This is a genomic window from Rhodococcus sp. NPDC056960 (assembly GCF_042674125.1).
GTDB lineage: Bacteria > Actinomycetota > Actinomycetes > Mycobacteriales > Mycobacteriaceae > Rhodococcus_F.
The window spans coordinates 16,443-33,463 of the sequence record NZ_JBHURF010000016.1; the positions used below are offsets into that span (position 1 = coordinate 16,443).

Sequence of the window (17,021 nt, forward strand, 5' to 3'; positions counted from 1 at the left end):
GATTGATTATGCATCATCATGCAAGCTAATACACAAGGTGGTCGCCCGAGAGGGCGAAATCCGCGGTCACTGCTTGCCGAGCGACCGCCGGATCTCGTCGAGTTTGGCCTTGCCCGCCTTCTCCCGCGCTTCCCACGCCTCGTCCAGCGACTGCCCCGACGGACTGTCGTGCGCCAATTCGGAGGATCCCATCGCCGTCCCGAACCGTCCCTCGATCCGGTCACGCACACGATCGAAGGTCGGGACCCCGCCCGCGGTGTAGTCCGGCTCGGGCACCCCGGGCGCGAAATGCGGCACGACCTCCGCCGTCACCGGTTCACCCGGCGGCACCGCGGCACCGACGTCGACGGCCGCGAGGAGCGCGCCGAGACCCGGACGACCTGCGGCGACCGCCCGCACCACCTCGAGGAACTCCGCGTCGGTCAACTGACTCGCCGCTGCCACGACGTCGCGCACTTCGGTCATCGCACTGCTCCTCACCGCCTCGGGCCCACCACCCAGGCTACGGGTCAGCTGCGCAGTTCGGCACCCACCGCGGCAGACGCGGCGGCGACGGCGGCATCGCGGGCGGCGCTCGCCTCGTCCTCGGTCAGCGTGCGATCGACGCCGCGGAAGCGCAGCGCGAACGCCAGCGACTTCCGGCCGTCCCCGACCTGTTCGCCCTCGAACACGTCGAACAGCCGGATGTCCTCGAGAAGGTCGCCGCCGCCCGACCGTAGGGCCGCCTGGACCTCGGCGGCGGGTACCGCGGTGTCGACCACGACCGCCACGTCCTGCAGAACCGCCGGGAACGGCGAAACCTTCGGAGCGGGCAGATTCTCTCGCAGGGGCAGTGCGTCGACGTCGATCTCCACGGCACACGTCCGCGGAGGAAGTCCGGACCGCTCGAGCACGGCCGGATGCAGCTCGCCCGCGTGTCCGACGACGACGCCGTCGACGAGAAGTTCCGCGCCGCGGCCCGGGTGCCACGGCAGGTACTGCGTGGCACGGAACTCCAGTTCGACCCCGGCCGCAGCCGCGATCGTCCGGGCGGCCGCGAATGCGTCGGTGGCGTCCGCGACCCGGCCCGGCCCCCACGGACCGCTCGGTTCGCGCTGACCGGCGAGTACCGCCGCCACGTGCACCGGCTGGTCCGGCAGCGACCGCAGCAGCGTCGTGATCTGCTCGTCGGTCGGGCGCCGGTCCACCGCAAGCGCCTCGACCGCCTTGGTGTCGGGGCCCGGCAGCACGACCTGCGCGATGCCGAACAGCGACAGATCGCGCTGGCCACGAGAGACGTTGCGGGCGAGGACCTCGAGAAGTCCGGGCAGCAGAGTGGTCGGCAGCTCCGGACGATCCGTTTCGAGTGGATTGAGCACCTTGCTGGTGGCCCGGCGCGGATCGTCGGCGTCCAGCCCCCACGTGTCGAAGACCGCGGTGGGCAGGAATACAGGGGGAAGGATCTCGACGTACCCCGAGAACGCGAGGGCCCGGCCCACTGCGCGCCGGCGGCGCTGCGCGGGCGTCAACCCGCGACCCGCCGGTGCGGCGGGCAGGACCGACGGAATCTTCTCGAGACCCTCGAGGCGCAGCACCTCCTCCACCAGATCGGCGGGCTGCACCAGGTCGGGACGCCACGACGGCGGACCGGCGACGAGCTGGCCATGACCCGTGTCGCTGACACCGACCTCGACGTTGCAACCGATCTGCGTCAGCCTGCGCGCCGACGTGCCGTTGGGGTAGTCGACCCCCGCCACGCGGTCGGGAAGGTCGATGTCCATGTGGATGGGCGCGTGCGGGGTGACCTCACCGATGTCGGTGAGCACCGGCTCGACCCGGCCGCCGGCGATGTCCACGAGCAGCGACGCCGCCCGGTCCAGCGCCGCCACCGGAATCTCCGGGTCGACCTCGCGCTCGAAACGCTTGCTCGCCTCACTCGACAGCTTGTGCCTGCGCGCGGTCTTGAACACCGCGAGCGGATCCCACGTGGCCGCCTCGAGCAGGATGTCGGTGGTGTCCGACCCGACCTCGGTGGATGCGCCGCCCATGACACCAGCCAGCGACACGACACCCGAATCGTCGGCGATCACGACGTCCTCGGGGTCGAGGACGCGCTCGGCCTCGTCCAGAGTCGTCAGCTTCTCCCCCGCCACCGCACGCCGCACCACGAGCTCACCGCTGATCTTCGCGGCATCGAACGCATGCAACGGCTGGCCCAGTTCGAGCAGCACGTAGTTGGTGACGTCGACGGCCGGCGAGATCGGGCGGACACCCGACAGCAGCAACCGACGCTGCAGCCACCAGGGGCTGACCGCCTTCGGATCGATACCGGTGACCCGACGGGCGACGAACCGCCGTGCCTTCGAGTCGGATTCGACGCGGATCGGCCACGCCTCCCCCTCCGCGGGGTACCGCGCCACCGACGCCGGGTCGGCGAAGTCGAGGTCGAAGCCGCACGCCAGTTCACGCGTGAGCCCGCGCACCGAGAAGCAGTAACCGCGGTCCGGGGTGATGTTGAGCTCGATGACGGTGTCGTGCAGACCCATCAACTCGTTGGCGTCGGCGCCCGGGAGTGCGGTTCCCGGTTCGAGAACGAGAATTCCCGAATGATCCTTGCCGATGCCGAGTTCGGCGACCGAGCAGATCATCCCGTCGGAGACCTGGCCGTACGTCTTGCGGGACGCGATGGCGAAACCACCGGGAAGGACAGCGCCCGGCAGAGCCACGACGACGAGATCGCCCTCGGCGAAGTTCCGGGCACCGCACACGATGCCCTGCGGCTCGGACGCCCCCACGTCGACCTTGCAGAACCGGATCGGCTTCTTGAATTCGGTGAGCTCGGTGATCTCGAGAACCCGTCCGACCACCAGCGGGCCGTCGACGGGCTCGAGCCGGTCGACTTCCTCGACCTCGAGCCCGACCCGGACGAAACCTGCGTCCAGCTCCTCCGCGGTGACGTCCCAGTCCGGGGTGGCACGCTGCAGGATCTCGGTCAGCCAGGATTGCGCTACTCGCACGTCTGCTCAGCTCTCTCGTTCGTGAAAATGTCGTGACTGTGGTGGACGGGATCCGGGTGACGCCCGGTCAGCCCTGAACCCCGAAGGGCAGCGTGAATCGCACGTCGCCCTCGACGATGTCGCGCATGTCGGGAATCCCGTTCCGGAACTGGAGCGTGCGCTCGAGCCCCATGCCGAACGCGAACCCCGTGTACACGTCCGGGTCGATTCCGGAGGCGCGCAGCACATTCGGGTTGACCATGCCGCAGCCGCCCCACTCGACCCAGCCCGCGCCGCCCTTCTTGTTCGGGAACCAGACGTCCACCTCGGCGGACGGTTCGGTGAAGGGGAAGTAGTTAGGTCGCATCCGGGTGCGGGTCTCGGGACCGAACAGTGCGCGGGCGAACGCGTCGAGCGTGCCGCGCAGATGCGCCATCGTGAGGCCCTTGTCGACGGCGAGCCCCTCCACCTGGGAGAAGACCGGGGTGTGCGTCGCGTCGAGTTCGTCGGTGCGGAACGTCCGCCCGGGGCACACCACGTAGATCGGCACCTCGCGCGACAGCATCGTGCGCACCTGCACCGGCGACGTGTGCGTGCGCAGCACCTGGCGCGAGCCCTCGGGCGCGAGGTGGAACGTGTCCTGCATGGTGCGCGCGGGGTGGTCCGGCAGGAAGTTGAGCGCGTCGAAATTGAAGTGCTCGGTCTCGACCTCCGGGCCCTCGGCGACCTCCCAGCCCATGGCCACGAACACGTCCTCGACCTGCTCGGAGATGATGCGGATCGGATGGCGGGCACCGACCGGCTGACGCTGCGACGGCAGTGTCACGTCGATGGACTCGGCCACGAGGACGGCGGCGTCGCGCTCGGCGAGCAGGACGGCGCGACGCTCGTCGAACGCCGCACTGATCCGGGTGCGCGCGACATTCACACGCTTGCCCGCGTCGGCCTTCTCCTTGCCCGGGAGGGCTCCGAGTCCGCGGCGGGCGAGAGCGATCGGCGACTTGTCACCCATGTGTTCGACCTTGGCCTTCGCCAGGTCGTCGAGATCCACCGCCGAAGCGAACGCCTTCTCGGCGCTCTCCGCTGCCGCAGTCAGAGCGTCTTCGGTGAGCGCGCTCGGATCGACCGCGTTGCCTTCGACCCCCGTGGAGGCAGCGCCCTCTTTTTTAGCCACGACCGGTGCCACTCCTTAAGTTCTTTCGATCAACAATCACGACGAAACCGAAACAGCTCGCCGTCAAATCTTATGCGATCCGATTTTCGCCGTTTCAGCTGTCGGTTCGGCTGCGGTTCTGGATCCGCGCACTCGAATACAGGCAGATCGACGCCGCCGTCGCCAGGTTGAGGCTCTCGGCACGACCGTGGATCGGAATCCGCACGCGGTGGTCCGCGCGCGCCGAGGTTGCCGCGTCGAGACCGTGAGCCTCGTTGCCGAACAGCCACGCCGTGGGGCGGGCCAGCAGTTCGTCGGCGTCGTCGAGATCGACTTCGCCATCTGCGGCCGTGGCGAGCAACTGGATTCCGGCCGCGCGGATGCTGTCGAGCACCGCGGTGGTGTCTCGCTCACGCACCACCGGAAGGTGGAACAGGCTGCCCGCGGATGCCCGGACGCACTTGCCGTTGTGCGGGTCGACACTGTCGCCCGCGAGGATCGCGGCGTCCGCACCCACCGCGTCCGCGACCCGGATGACGGTTCCCGCGTTCCCCGGTTCCGCGACCGCGACCGGAACCGCGAGCAGCCGCGTTCCGGGTCCAACCGCCTCGGCGAGCGGTACGTCGAGGAGATCGCACACCGCGACGAGACCCGGTGGTGTCACCGTGTCGCTCAGTGCTCGAACCGCCCGGTCCGTCACCAGCGACGTCCGGACCCCCGCCGCGTGCGCCCGGTCGATCAACCGGGCATACCGACGTTCCGCGTCCTCGGTGTAGAAGAGGTCGTGCACGCCCCTCGTGTCGAGCGCCTCGCCGACGGAGTTCTCGCCCTCCACCAGGAAACGTCCCACCTTGCGGCGTTCCGCCGTGCGCAGCAGCTTGACAGCAGAAACGACCCGCGGGGTTCGCTCGGTGAGCGGGTCCACGGGTCGTTTCCGGGGTGTCAGAGGCCGGGGTGCGAGACTCAGGCCGCTTCTCCGGCAGGAGCGTTCACGTCAGCCGGGAGCGCCGCCTTGGCCAGTGCCACGAGGCCGGCGAATGCCGCCGCGTCGGACACGGCCAGCTCGGCCAGGTTCTTGCGGTCGACCTCGATCTCGGCCAGACGCAGACCCTGGATCAGGCGGTTGTACGTGATGTCGTTCGCCCGTGCAGCAGCGTTGATACGCGTGATCCACAGCTTGCGGAAGTCGCCCTTGCGCGCACGGCGGTCACGGTAGGCGTAGGTCAGCGAGTGGAGCTGCTGTTCCTTCGCCTTGCGGTACAGGCGCGAGCGCTGTCCGCGGTAGCCGCTGGAGGCTTCGAGAATCGAACGACGCTTCTTCTGGGCGTTTACCGCCCTCTTTACGCGTGCCACTGAAAAATCCTGTCAATCTTGGGGCGGTGAGCTGCCCCGGGTGGTCAGTAAAAGGGGTGTCGACTCAGATGTCGAGCAGGCGCTTGATGCGAGGAGTGTCAGCCTTGCTGACGACAGCCACGCCATCGAGGCGACGGGTCACCTTCGTGGCCTTGTGCTCGAGCAGGTGGCGGCGACCGGCCTTCTGGCGCAGGATCTTTCCGCTGCCGGACACCTTGAATCGCTTCGCGGTGCCGCTGTGGGTCTTCGACTTGGGCATGGAGTCCTCAGTTCTCTGTATCCGGACCATTGATCCGGGTCGTGCTGGTGTGGTCGGACTAGCTGGTCGGCGCTTCGCCGGGCGCCTGCTCCGCAGGTGTCGCCGGAGCCTGTGCCGGTTCGGCAGGCGCCGGAGCAGCCCGCTGCGCCGGCGGCGCCGCGGCGCTCTCCTGCGCCTTCACCCGGGTCTTCGCGCCCTTGTGCGGAGCGAGCACCATCGTCATGTTTCGACCGTCCTGCTTGGCGGACGTCTCCACGAACCCGAGATCCGCGACGTCTGCACCGAGACGCTGCAGCAGTCGGAATCCGAGTTCCGGACGCGACTGCTCACGTCCGCGGAACATGATCGTGACCTTGACCTTGGATCCGGCTTCGAGGAAGCGGACGACATTGCGCTTCTTCGTCTCGTAGTCGTGATCGTCGATCTTGGGGCGGAGCTTCTGCTCCTTGATGACCGTGAGCTGCTGGTTCTTGCGCGACTCACGCGCCTTCTGCGCGGCCTCGTACTTGAACTTGCCGTAGTCCATGATCTTGCAGACCGGCGGGCGAGCGTCGGGGGCCACCTCGACCAGGTCGAGATCGGCCTCGAGGGCCAAGCGGAGTGCATCTTCAACACGCACGATGCCAACCTGTTCACCTCCGGGTCCGACGAGGCGGACCTCGGGAACTCGGATGCGATCGTTGATGCGGGTCTCAGTGCTGATGGGGCCTCCTAGGTTGAACGGTCTTGTCTCGAGACCGCCAGCAGCCCGTACGCCCGGATTCCCAACAAAAAAGCCCCGCTGCGGTGAATCCTTCTCACCATGCGGGGCCCGATGTCGACCGATCAGACGAACTCACGGCTCACGCCGATCTGCCATCTCCTCACACTCGAGGAACTCGAGCCGAGTAGCCTCGGACCGAGCGACCGGACCACTGAGCTGCAGTTTTACCTGCCGCGCAGAGGTGGGAGTCGGACTCCACTTGCTGCCCCCGACAAATCCGAAGGCGGTCGTTGCGTCAAGGGTAACATTTGCGCACGTCGTGAGCTAATCGATACCGGGACGTTGCGCCCCACGCCCACCTGGCCGACATCATCCCGGCCGCTGGTGGAATCCTCTAGGGCATGACGGACAACATCGATCACACCCCGAACGACGGCACCCCGCATGGCGGCGATCAGAACACCGACGTCCGGGAACTGGCCGACGTGCCCTCGGTCGAGGTCATCAGCCGCGCCGCGGTCATGCTCATGAGTTCGGCCGCCGAGAAGCTCGGCCTGTCCGACCCCGATCCCGAGTCCAGCCCGCACCTCGACCTCGACGAGGCCCGGCGGGTCATCACCGCCCTCGCCGGGTTGGTGACCGCGTCCATCGAATACCTCGGACCGCATGCCGGACCGATCCGCGAAGGCCTCCAGGCGCTGCAGCGGGCGTTCCGCGAAGCGTCGTCACACCCCGACGAGCCCGGCAAGGGCCCGGGAGAGAAGTACACCGGCCCCGTCTACTGAGATGGCGAGACGCAACAAGACCGCGCGGACGCCGGCCGACGTCGACGAATTCCTCGCCACCGTCGCCGACCCGGTCAAGCGCTCCGACAGCGCGCGACTGGTGGAACTGCTCACCGCCGCGAGCGGTGAACCGCCCGCGATGTGGGGCACGAGCATCGTCGGATTCGGATCCCGTCACTACCGGTACGCCAGCGGCCACGAGGGCGATACCGCCCTGATCGGCTTCTCGCCCCGGGCCGCGGCGCTCACCCTCTACCTCTCGCTCGACTTCACCGAGCACGAGGCCGAACTCGCCGCACTCGGCACGCACAGGCTCGGCAAGGGCTGCCTCTACATCAAGAGACTCGCCGACGTCGACGAGTCGATCCTCGTGTCGCTGCTGAACCGGTCCGTGGCGGCCGCCCGCGCGCTCTGATCCGACCTCACCGGTCGAACACCGTGCGGGCGTCGCCGGGCGGTTCACCGAAGAGGGCCGGATCGCGCGGGACGAACGACCGGCCGGTGAGGGTCGCGTCGGACACCCGATCCAGCCGGAACCACCGGACACCCGACCGGGTCAGGCACCACGCGACGAGGAACCACGACCCCCTCGTGTGGGCGAGCAGGTGCGGTTCGACCACGCGTTCGGTGCGACCGCCCTCACGGTCCACATAGCGCAGCGACACCATCAGGTCGCGCTGCACCCCCTCCTCCACGACACGGCGGATCCGCGGTCCCGCGCCGCCCGAATCAGCGTCCCGCCGGATCCACACCTTCGCGCCGAGCCGCTCCACCCGCTCCCTCGACTCCTCATCCATCACGTCCAGCAACTTGGCCAGCGCCGCCCGGCCGTCGGTCGAGAACGGCGCATCGCGACACGCCCTGAGGGCGAGGGCGACCGAGACCGCTTGGGCGGGAGTGAAATTCACCGGAGGCAGCGTGCCGTTCCCGATGATCCCGTAACCCCCTCCCGGCCCGGCCGTCGCCTGGATCGCGGCGCCGGAGGACTGCAGCACCGCGATGTCCCGCTTGATCGTCCGGGTGGTCACCTCGAACTGCGCCGCCAACTGCTCCGCGGTACGGCCCCGAGGCCCCGCCCGGCGTAGTTCTTCCGTCAGGGCGTGGAGGCGGGCTGGGCGGTCCATGAGGGCATTCTGCCGAACGAGCACGACACAGTCGCCGTTCTCGCCGGCGAATTCCGTTATGCGACTGTGACAAATACGGTGACATGCTGATGTCACCGTTGCCGGTTCATCGTTGTCTCATGACTCCGACACACGAAGTACCCGGCAGCTCGACCACACACGTCATTCTGGTTCCCGGATTCTGGCTCGGTGCGTGGGCCTGGGAGTCGGTGGCATCCGATCTCGCCGGCCGCGGCCACCACGTGTCGACGCCGACCCTGCCCGGTCTCGACTCGGTCGACACCGATCGCCGCGGCATCCGCCTCGATGACCACATCTCCGCTGTCGTCGACGCGGTCGCCGCGACGCCGCCGTCGGAGCGTGCGGTCCTGGTCGCCCACAGCGGTGCCGGTCCGGTGGCCTACGCCGCGAGCGACCGGGTGCCCGACCGGCTGGCCCGGCTGGTCTACGTCGACTCGGGGCCGTTGCAGAACGGCACCGCACTCCGCGACGACCTCGATCCTGCGGTCACCGAGATCCCACTTCCGTCGTGGTCCGAACTGGAGGCCGAAGGCAGCAGCCTGGACGGACTGGACGACGCTACGCTCGCGATGTTCCGCAGCCGTGCGGTGCCCGAACCGGCCGGTCCCGCGAGGGACATGCTCGACCTCCGCGACGCCGGCCGCCTGGACGTGCCGACCACGGTGATCTGCACCAGCTTCCCGTCGGACGTCATCCGGCAAATGGCGGAGGCAGGCCACCCGATGGCCGCCGAACTCGCGCAGATCGCGAAGGTCGACTACGTCGATCTGCCGACCGGCCACTGGCCGATGTGGTCGCGACCGGCAGATCTGGCGAGCGCGATCGACGCGGCCGCCACGACCTGACCGAACTCAGCTGACGGCCGCGGCCTTCTTCGGAGCCCGCTTGCGCGGTGCCGCGGAGGCCGCGGCAGTCTTCTTCGCCGTCGCGGACTTGCGCGCCGTCGACGGCTTGGCTGCCTTGGACTTGGTGGCAGCAGGCGCCGGCACCGCGAGGACGCTCTCGAGGAACCGCCCGGTGTAGCTCTCCGGAACCTGCGCCACGTCTTCCGGGGTTCCTTGCGCCACAACGGTTCCGCCTCCGGACCCGCCCTCGGGACCCATGTCCACGACCCAGTCGGACGTCTTGATGACGTCGAGGTTGTGCTCGATCACGATCACCGTGTTGCCCTTGTCGACCAACCCGTTGACGACACCCAGCAACTTGCGGATGTCCTCGAAGTGCAGACCCGTCGTGGGCTCGTCGAGGATGTACACGGTGCGGCCCGTCGACCGCTTCTGCAGTTCGGCGGCGAGCTTGACGCGCTGCGCCTCGCCACCGGACAGCGTCGGCGCGGGCTGACCGAGCCGCACATAGCCGAGACCGACCTCGACCAGGGTCTTGAGATACCGGTGAATCGAGGTGATGGGCTCGAAGAACTCCGCTGCCTCCTCGATCGGCATGTCCAGCACCTCGGCGATGGTCTTGCCCTTGTAATGGACCTCGAGCGTCTCGCGGTTGTACCGGGCGCCGTGGCACACCTCGCACGGCACGTACACGTCGGGAAGGAAGTTCATCTCGATCTTCAGCGTGCCGTCACCGGAACAGGCCTCGCACCGGCCGCCCTTGACGTTGAACGAGAACCGGCCCGGCTGGTAGCCACGCACCTTCGATTCCGTGGTGGCGGCGAACAGCGTGCGGATCTTGTCGAACACCCCCGTGTAGGTGGCCGCGTTGGAACGCGGGGTGCGGCCGATCGGTGACTGGTCGACCTGCACGAGCTTGTCCAGGTGGTCGAGCCCGTTGATGCGGGTGTGCCGACCCGGCACCTGACGGGCGCCGTTGAGTTTGTTCGCCATCACCGTCGCGAGGATGTCGTTGACGAGCGTCGACTTACCCGACCCGGACACGCCGGTCACCGACGTGAGCACGCCCAGCGGGAAGCTGACGTCGATGCCGCCTAGGTTGTGTTCGCGCGCACCGATCACCGTGACCTGCCGCTTGCGGTCGACCGGACGGCGGATCGCGGGGATCTCGATGTGACTGCGGCCCGACAGGTAGGCGCCGGTCAGGGATTCCTCGCAGTCGAGCAGTTCCTGGTACGGCCCGCTGTGGACGACCTTTCCGCCGTGCTCACCGGCGAGCGGTCCGATGTCGACCACCCAGTCGGACGTGCGGATCGTGTCTTCGTCGTGCTCGACCACGATGAGCGTGTTCCCGAGGTCGCGCAGGCGTGTCAGGGTCTCGATGAGACGCCGGTTGTCGCGCTGGTGCAGACCGATCGACGGCTCGTCCAGCACGTACAGGACACCCACCAGTCCGGAACCGATCTGCGTGGCGAGACGGATGCGCTGTGCCTCACCACCGGACAGTGTCCCGGCGGCGCGGGCGAGCGACAGGTATTCGAGGCCGACGTCGAGCAGGAACCCGAGACGGGCCTGCACCTCCTTGAGCACCTGACCGGCGATGGCCTCCTCACGGCTGCCCAGCGTGAGGCTGTTGAGGAAGTCGGCGCAGTCGGAGATCGACAGTTCGCAGACCTCGGCGATCGACTTCATCCCGAACTTCTCGTTCGCGATGGTGACCGACAGGATCTCGGGGCGCAGGCGAGCACCGCCACACGCGGGACACGGGGTGTCGCGCATGTAGCCGTCGTAGCGTTCCTTCATCTGGTCCGACTCGGTCTGCTCGAGCCTGCGGTGCAGGAAGGGCATGACGCCCTCGAACTCGGCGTAGTAGGAACGGGTACGCCCGTACCGGTTCTTGTACCGGACGTGGACCTGCTCCTCACTGCCCTCGAGAATCGCCCGGCGCGCCTTCGCGGGGAGCTTGTTCCACGGCGTCTTCATGTCGAAGCCGAGGATGTCGCCGAGACCGGACAGCAGACGGCCGAAGTATTCGGAACTCTGCCCCATCGACCAGGGTGCGATGGCGCCGTCCCCCAGCGACAGCTCGGAGTCGGGGACCACGAGGTCGGGGTCGACCTCCTTGCGGATTCCGAGACCGGTGCACTCCGGGCAGGCGCCGTACGGGGAGTTGAACGAGAACGACCGGGGCTCGAGGTCGTCGATGGAGAGTGCGTGGCCGTTCGGACACGCCAGCTTCTCCGAGAAGCGGCGTTCCCGGTCGGCGGCGTTCTCCTCGCGGTCGACGAAGTCGAGGACCACGATGCCCTCCGCCAGCCGCAACGCGGTCTCGACGGAGTCGGTGAGCCGCTGCTTGGAACTCGTCTTGACGGTGAGGCGGTCGACGACGACCTCGATGTCGTGCTTCTCCTGCTTCTTGAGCTTCGGCGGATCGGAGAGCGGATGCACCACGCCGTCGACGCGCACACGCGAGTAGCCCTGCATGTTGAGCTGGTCGAACAGGTCGACGAATTCACCCTTGCGGGTACGCACGACCGGAGCGAGCACCTGGAAGCGGGTGCCCTCCTCCATGTCGAGGACCTGGTCGACGATCTGCTGTGGCGTCTGCCGTGCGATCTGCTCGCCGCACACCGGGCAGTGCGCGGTGCCCGCCCGCGCGTACAACAGGCGGAGGTAGTCGTAGACCTCGGTGATGGTGCCGACGGTGGACCGCGGGTTGCGGTTGGTCGATTTCTGGTCGATGGAGACCGCCGGCGACAGGCCTTCGATGAAGTCGACGTCCGGCTTGTCCATCTGACCGAGGAACTGGCGCGCGTACGCCGACAGCGACTCGACGTAGCGGCGCTGGCCCTCGGCGAAGATCGTGTCGAATGCCAGGCTCGACTTACCCGAACCCGACAGCCCGGTGAACACGATCAGGCTGTCGCGGGGCAGATCGAGATCGACCCCTCGCAGATTGTGCTCACGGGCACCCCGCACGATCAGGCGATCCGCCACTCCAAGTCCCTTCATTGTTCGACGGCCGAGGACGCGCACGTACGCTGCGCCCTCCGGCCGTGCCATGGTAAGCGGGGCCACCGACACGTTTTGTGCGACGGATGGCCGCCCTGCCACTCACCTGCTTGTATTCGACGGTAGCCTCCCCACCATGACCGAGCAGCCCATGGTGATAGAAGACTCGTACACCGGCCACGTCTCCCCCGGTTCGGCGCCGCAGCGCCGCACGGTTCCGGGAGCCACGATCACGAAGATGTCCGTCGGCCCCATGGACAACAACGTGTACCTGGTCGTCTGTTCCGCAACCGGAAAATCCCTCCTCGTCGATGCCGCCAACGAGGCGGACCGCGTCAACCAACTGATCGGCGAACACGCACCGTCCCTCGATTTGATCGTCACCACCCACCAACACGGTGACCACTGGCTGGCGCTCGAGGACGTCGCGGCCGCCACGCGCGTCGACACCGCCGCCCATCCCCTCGACGCCGACGCGCTCCCCGTCCGTCCCGATCGACTCCTCGACGACGGCGACACCATCGAGATCGGTGACGTCACCCTTGACGTGATCCACCTTGCCGGGCACACCCCCGGCTCCATCGCACTCGCGCTCAGGGAGGCGGGCGGCGGACGCACTCACCTCTTCACCGGCGATTCCCTCTTCCCCGGCGGTGTCGGCAAGACCGCCGACGCGAAGGCGTTCGCGTCCCTGCTCTCCGACGTCGAGACGAAACTCTTCGACCGCTACGGCGACGACACCGTCGTCTACCCCGGTCACGGCGACGACACCACCCTCGGCGCGGAGCGCCCGCACCTCGGAGAGTGGCGCGAACGCGGCTGGTGACCACGCCCGATCGCCGATCGCGCACCGAACGGTCCGCGATTGGCGATCGACCTCCCTGGGTACTGGGGTGAATGGGCAGCACGTCGATTCGGCAACGGCGCCGTACGCCGACGACTGCCCAGAACTCTCGTTAGTGTGAGACGGGAGAACTCGAGATTGGGAGGCCAGGAATGCTCGTCCGTCGTATCGCTCGCCCACTGCTGTCCGCGATCTTCATCAGCGGAGGGATCGATGCACTTCGAAATCCGGCGCAGAAGGCCCAGGCCGCCGCACCACTGATCGACAAGTCCACCGAGACGCTTCCCGAGTCCGTCACCCAGAAGATCCCGTCCGACCCGGAGACGTTGGTCAAGATCAACGCCGCCGTGCAGATCGGCGGCGGCGTGCTCCTCGCGACCGGGAAGGCACCGCGCCTCGCGTCGCTCGCGCTCGCAGGCAGCCTCGTACCCACTACCGTTGTGGGGCACGACTTCTGGAACGAGACCGACCCGGCGAAGAAGGCGGCTCAGCGTACCCAGTTCCTCAAGAACGTCAGCTTGCTCGGCGGGCTGTTGATCGCCGCCGTCGACACGGAGGCGAAGCCGTCCCTCGGCTGGCGTGGACGCCGCGCCGCACGGCACGCACGCGCCACCGTCGCCGAGGCCCTGCCCCTCGGATCGGGTCACGACCATCACGGTCCCGAGATCGGGGAAGTACTGGCGGTGGCATCGGAACGGGCCCGCATCCTGTCCGGCGAGGCCGCCGAGCGCGGGTCCGGTCTCCTCGAGGTCGCGAAAGACCGCGGCGCCGAATTCGCGAAGCTCGCGGCGGATCGCGGCCCCGAGTGGGCGGACGTCGCGAAGGAACGCAGCGCCGAATGGGCGGATGTCGCCAAGGAACACGGCTCCGAATGGGCCGAGGTGGCCAGGGAGCGCGGCGCGGAACTCGTCGAACTGGCGAGGGAGCGCGGCGCGGAACTCGTCGAGGCGGCGAAGGAGCACGGACCCGAATTGGCCGAGGCCGCCCGCGAGAAGGGCGGCGAATGGGCCGGCACCGCCGCAGAACGCGGCGAGGTCCTGGGCAAGCGGGCTCGCAAGCAAGCGGAAACCGCGCTCGAGAAGGCCCGCGAGAAGCGGGACGAACTGTCCCACTGAGCCGAGCCGCGGCGCCGACCGGCGCCGGATAATCGCTCTGATCGGCCCCGGAGATCGCCGCTGACCTGCGACGTCAGCGGCATGCCTCCGGGGCCGACTAGACTGTCCAGGCACTTTTGCAGCCGATCCGGTTGCAGCCGAACCAGTCAAGGAGACCTCTTGCCCGACGAGGACACGTCACGCGACGAGCGCGAGCTCGAGCAGCAGTACGTGACGATGCTCTACACCCGACTGGACGGACTCCGCCAGTACGCGGCGAATCGGCTGAGCCGTGTACTGCTCGAAACCGGAGGGACGCCGCAGGCCCGCAGCGAGCGGGAGTCGTTCAACCAGCTGTACACCGAAGACCTCGCGAAGTACGACGCCGCCGAGAACGGGCTCTGCTTCGGGCGCATCGACCTCGACGGCGAACACCGCTACATCGGCCGGCTCGGGATCCTCGACGAGGAGAACGACTACGAGACGATGCTCCTCGATTGGCGTGCGCCCCTTGCCCGCCCGTTCTACCTCGCCACCCCGGCAGCGCCCGACGGCGTCTCCCGTCGACGGCACATCCGCACCCGCAGCCGCCGGGTGACGGCCGTCAACGACGAGTACCTCGATCTGGCGGCCGCGGAGGCCGCGGGCACCGTCACCGGCTCGGACGGCGTGGCCGGTGAGAGCGCGCTGCTCGCGGCATTGAACGCGGCCCGCACCGGCCAGATGAACGACATCGTCGAGACGATCCAGGGTGAGCAGGACGCGATCATCCGGTCCGAGCACAAGAGCGTGCTCGTGGTCCAGGGCGGTCCCGGGACCGGCAAGACCGCCGTCGCGTTGCACCGCGCCGCCTACCTGCTGTACACCTACCGCCAGCAGCTTGCGAAGGCCGGCGTCCTGATCATCGGTCCCAATGCCACCTTCCTCGACTACATCGGCCAGGTGCTGCCGTCGCTCGGTGAGACGGGTGTGCTGCTGTCGACCATCGGCGATCTGTACCCCGGGGTTCGCGCCACCATCGAGGACAGTCTCGAGGCCGGCGAGGTCAAGGGCTCCCTCGACATGCTGGACGTCCTCAAGAAGGCGGTCCGGGATCGGCAGGAAGTGCCGTCGCGACCGGTCGAGCTGACGTTCGACACCTACCGGATCACCCTCGACCGTAAGGTCGTCACTCGCGCCCGGGGCCGTGCGCGGTCGTCGCGACGCCCCCACAACCTGGCCCGCCCCATCTTCGTCTCGGCCGTCATCGAGGCGCTCGCCCAGCAACTCGCGGACACCTTGGGTGCCAACGTCGTCGACGGCGGCAACCTGCTGAGCCGGGACGACATCGCCGACATGCGCGACGAGATGCGTGAGGACCCGGAGATCATGACGGCGATCAGCGCGCTGTGGCCGCAGCTGTCGCCGCAGCAGGTCCTCGCCGAGCTGTACGCCTCGCCGAATCGGTTGCTCGATGCCGCCCCGAATCTGACCGACGCGCAACGTGAGTCGTTGCGCCGCCCCGTCATGCGCGGCTTCAGCGCCGCCGACGCGCCGCTTCTCGACGAACTGGCGGAACTGCTCGGCGTCGACGACACCGCGGAACGGGAGCGCGCCCGCCGCCAATGGCGGGCGCAGATCGCGGATGCCCAGGGCGCTCTGGACATCCTGACGGGTTCGGCGCCACAGGACCTCGAGGACGAGCTTGACCCCGAGATCCTGATGGCCTACGACCTGATCGACGCCGGCCAGCTCGCCGAGCGCCACGACGTGGGGCAGCACCAGACCACCGCGGAGCGCGCCGCGGGTGATCGCACGTGGACCTACGGTCATGTGATCGTCGACGAGGCGCAGGAACTCTCGGAGATGGCCTGGCGAATGCTCATGCGCCGCATACCGAATCGGTGGATGACACTCGTCGGGGACACGGCGCAGACCGGCGACCCGGCGGGTACGTCGTCGTGGCAGCGCATCCTGGAGCCGTACGTGGCGAAACGGTGGAAGCTGACGGAACTGACCGTCAACTACCGCACACCGGCGGAGATCATGACGACGGCACGGCGGGTTCTCGCCGAGATCGACGCCGAACAGACCGTACCGCGCTCGGTCCGCGAATCCGGCTTCGCGCCGTGGGCTCTGCGGGTCTCCGAGGACGACCTCGCCGATGCCGTGCGGACCTGTGTGTCCCGGGAAACCGGACCGGGCACCACTGTCGTGATCGGGGGCCACCACCTTGTCGCGGCCCTCGCCGACCTCCGATCCGACTCCGTCAGTGTGCTGACGGTGCGGGATGTGAAGGGATTGGAATTCGACTCGGTCCTCATCGCCGAGCCGCAGGACATCCTGGACGAGTCGCCGCGGGGCATGAATGATCTGTACGTGGCCCTGACCCGCGCGACGCAACGACTCGGTGTGGTGCACTCCGCGCCGTTGCCCGAGGTATTGACCGCTCTCGCTCCGGCCGAGGCCGGGACCCAGTCGTGACGCCGGGCGGCCGGGCCCGGCTGGTCGGGTGCGGACTCGTCCTCGCCACGGTCGCGTTGACGGCGTGTTCGGAGGCGGTCGCCTCGGATCCGCCTTCGCCGGCTCCGGCTGCCTCCACCACCGCGGCGTCGCATCTGGACGCCCGCGGTCAGCGCTACAAGGAGTCGTTGACCGACGCCGGGATCCCGCCGCTACCCGACGACACGATCATGGCTCTGGCGAACGGGATCTGCGGCCAGCTGTCTCGAGGCACCGACGAGGCGACCATCCTCGCGCACCTGACCCCGATGGCGCAGTTCGCCTCGGCGACATCCGAGAACGGCCTCACCACCGAACAGGTGGCGCAGGTCTATCTCGATGCCGCCGAGGCGAATTACTGCTGATCTTCTC

Annotated in this window: 16 protein-coding genes; 7 read left to right on the top strand and 9 right to left on the bottom strand. The window is 68.3% G+C overall.

The window, feature by feature from the left end; genetic code table 11:
* Positions 1 to 66: 66 nt before the first annotated feature.
* The 7 genes from ACFTWF_RS24945 to infC all read right to left on the bottom strand — a co-directional run bounded on the left by ACFTWF_RS24945 (position 67) and on the right by infC (position 6,443).
* The gene (locus tag ACFTWF_RS24945; RefSeq protein ID WP_378463845.1) at positions 67 to 465 is read right to left on the bottom strand and encodes a hypothetical protein; all 399 of its coding nucleotides are present in this window, start codon (positions 463 to 465) and stop codon (positions 67 to 69) included.
* A gap of 44 nt (positions 466 to 509) precedes the next feature.
* Entirely contained in the window at positions 510 to 2,996 is a 2,487-nt protein-coding gene (gene pheT / locus ACFTWF_RS24950) for a phenylalanine--tRNA ligase subunit beta (RefSeq protein ID WP_378463846.1), read from the bottom strand.
* Positions 2,997 to 3,063: 67 nt separating this feature from the next.
* Positions 3,064 to 4,149, bottom strand: a complete 1,086-nt coding sequence (gene pheS, locus ACFTWF_RS24955; RefSeq protein WP_378463847.1) for a phenylalanine--tRNA ligase subunit alpha — start codon at positions 4,147 to 4,149, stop codon at positions 3,064 to 3,066.
* A 94-nt stretch (positions 4,150 to 4,243) separates the two neighbouring features.
* Positions 4,244 to 5,053: a TrmH family RNA methyltransferase gene (locus ACFTWF_RS24960; protein ID WP_378463848.1), complete on the bottom strand. Its 810-nt coding sequence runs from the start codon at positions 5,051 to 5,053 to the stop codon at positions 4,244 to 4,246.
* A gap of 38 nt (positions 5,054 to 5,091) precedes the next feature.
* A complete protein-coding gene (gene rplT / locus ACFTWF_RS24965) occupies positions 5,092 to 5,481 on the bottom strand; it encodes a 50S ribosomal protein L20 (protein WP_005247385.1) in 390 nt (129 codons plus the stop codon).
* Between the two features lie 64 nt (positions 5,482 to 5,545).
* Positions 5,546 to 5,740 carry a 50S ribosomal protein L35 gene (gene rpmI / locus ACFTWF_RS24970; RefSeq protein ID WP_005247390.1) on the bottom strand — a complete coding sequence of 65 codons (195 nt, stop codon included), beginning with the start codon at positions 5,738 to 5,740 and terminating at the stop codon, positions 5,546 to 5,548.
* Between the two features lie 58 nt (positions 5,741 to 5,798).
* A complete protein-coding gene (infC, locus tag ACFTWF_RS24975) occupies positions 5,799 to 6,443 on the bottom strand; it encodes a translation initiation factor IF-3 (protein ID WP_185729731.1) in 645 nt (214 codons plus the stop codon).
* A gap of 401 nt (positions 6,444 to 6,844) precedes the next feature.
* Here infC and ACFTWF_RS24980 point away from each other — a divergent pair, with 401 nt between their 5' ends.
* Together ACFTWF_RS24980 and ACFTWF_RS24985 are read left to right on the top strand one after the other, a co-directional pair.
* Positions 6,845 to 7,228 (top strand): DUF1844 domain-containing protein, encoded by a 384-nt coding sequence (locus tag ACFTWF_RS24980; protein ID WP_378463849.1) that lies wholly within the window; start codon positions 6,845 to 6,847, stop codon positions 7,226 to 7,228.
* A 1-nt stretch (position 7,229) separates the two neighbouring features.
* Complete coding sequence (locus ACFTWF_RS24985) at positions 7,230 to 7,643, top strand: DUF1801 domain-containing protein (RefSeq protein ID WP_378463850.1); 414 nt, start codon at positions 7,230 to 7,232, stop codon at positions 7,641 to 7,643.
* A gap of 7 nt (positions 7,644 to 7,650) precedes the next feature.
* On the opposite strand, the gene ACFTWF_RS24990 is transcribed toward ACFTWF_RS24985, so the two are convergent.
* The gene (locus ACFTWF_RS24990) at positions 7,651 to 8,352 is read right to left on the bottom strand and encodes a helix-turn-helix transcriptional regulator (RefSeq protein WP_378463851.1); all 702 of its coding nucleotides are present in this window, start codon (positions 8,350 to 8,352) and stop codon (positions 7,651 to 7,653) included.
* 119 nt (positions 8,353 to 8,471) lie between these two features.
* Between ACFTWF_RS24990 and ACFTWF_RS24995 the strand changes: the two genes are divergently transcribed.
* On the top strand, positions 8,472 to 9,218 hold the full coding sequence (locus tag ACFTWF_RS24995; protein WP_378463852.1) for an alpha/beta fold hydrolase: 747 nt from the start codon (positions 8,472 to 8,474) through the stop codon (positions 9,216 to 9,218).
* A gap of 6 nt (positions 9,219 to 9,224) precedes the next feature.
* On the opposite strand, the gene uvrA is transcribed toward ACFTWF_RS24995, so the two are convergent.
* Positions 9,225 to 12,215 (bottom strand): excinuclease ABC subunit UvrA, encoded by a 2,991-nt coding sequence (gene uvrA / locus ACFTWF_RS25000; RefSeq protein ID WP_378463853.1) that lies wholly within the window; start codon positions 12,213 to 12,215, stop codon positions 9,225 to 9,227.
* 151 nt (positions 12,216 to 12,366) lie between these two features.
* Here uvrA and ACFTWF_RS25005 point away from each other — a divergent pair, with 151 nt between their 5' ends.
* The 4 genes from ACFTWF_RS25005 (at position 12,367) to ACFTWF_RS25020 (ending at position 17,014) form a co-directional block, all read left to right on the top strand.
* The gene (locus ACFTWF_RS25005) at positions 12,367 to 13,056 is read left to right on the top strand and encodes an MBL fold metallo-hydrolase (RefSeq protein WP_378463854.1); all 690 of its coding nucleotides are present in this window, start codon (positions 12,367 to 12,369) and stop codon (positions 13,054 to 13,056) included.
* 170 nt (positions 13,057 to 13,226) lie between these two features.
* Entirely contained in the window at positions 13,227 to 14,189 is a 963-nt protein-coding gene (locus ACFTWF_RS25010) for a DoxX family membrane protein (protein WP_378463855.1), read from the top strand.
* Positions 14,190 to 14,348: 159 nt separating this feature from the next.
* Positions 14,349 to 16,631, top strand: a complete 2,283-nt coding sequence (locus ACFTWF_RS25015) for a HelD family protein (RefSeq protein WP_378463856.1) — start codon at positions 14,349 to 14,351, stop codon at positions 16,629 to 16,631.
* Positions 16,628 to 17,014, top strand: coding sequence for a DUF732 domain-containing protein (locus ACFTWF_RS25020; protein ID WP_378463857.1), 387 nt, complete (start codon positions 16,628 to 16,630; stop codon positions 17,012 to 17,014). Before ACFTWF_RS25015 ends, ACFTWF_RS25020 begins: the two co-directional genes overlap by 4 nt.
* Positions 17,015 to 17,021: the final 7 nt, after the last annotated feature.

Bases quoted from the DNA above. Each gene is read 5' to 3' on its own strand.
- ACFTWF_RS24995 (WP_378463852.1), top strand. From the start codon at position 8,472: ATGACTCCGACACACGAAGTACCCGGCAGCTCGACCACACACGTCATT.
- ACFTWF_RS25005 (WP_378463854.1), top strand. From the start codon at position 12,367: ATGACCGAGCAGCCCATGGTGATAGAAGACTCGTACACCGGCCACGTC.
- ACFTWF_RS24985 (WP_378463850.1), top strand. From the start codon at position 7,230: ATGGCGAGACGCAACAAGACCGCGCGGACGCCGGCCGACGTCGACGAA.
- ACFTWF_RS24980 (WP_378463849.1), top strand. From the start codon at position 6,845: ATGACGGACAACATCGATCACACCCCGAACGACGGCACCCCGCATGGC.
- ACFTWF_RS24945 (WP_378463845.1), bottom strand. From the start codon at position 465: ATGACCGAAGTGCGCGACGTCGTGGCAGCGGCGAGTCAGTTGACCGAC.
- ACFTWF_RS24990 (WP_378463851.1), bottom strand. From the start codon at position 8,352: ATGGACCGCCCAGCCCGCCTCCACGCCCTGACGGAAGAACTACGCCGG.
- rpmI (WP_005247390.1), bottom strand. From the start codon at position 5,740: ATGCCCAAGTCGAAGACCCACAGCGGCACCGCGAAGCGATTCAAGGTG.
- ACFTWF_RS25010 (WP_378463855.1), top strand. From the start codon at position 13,227: ATGCTCGTCCGTCGTATCGCTCGCCCACTGCTGTCCGCGATCTTCATC.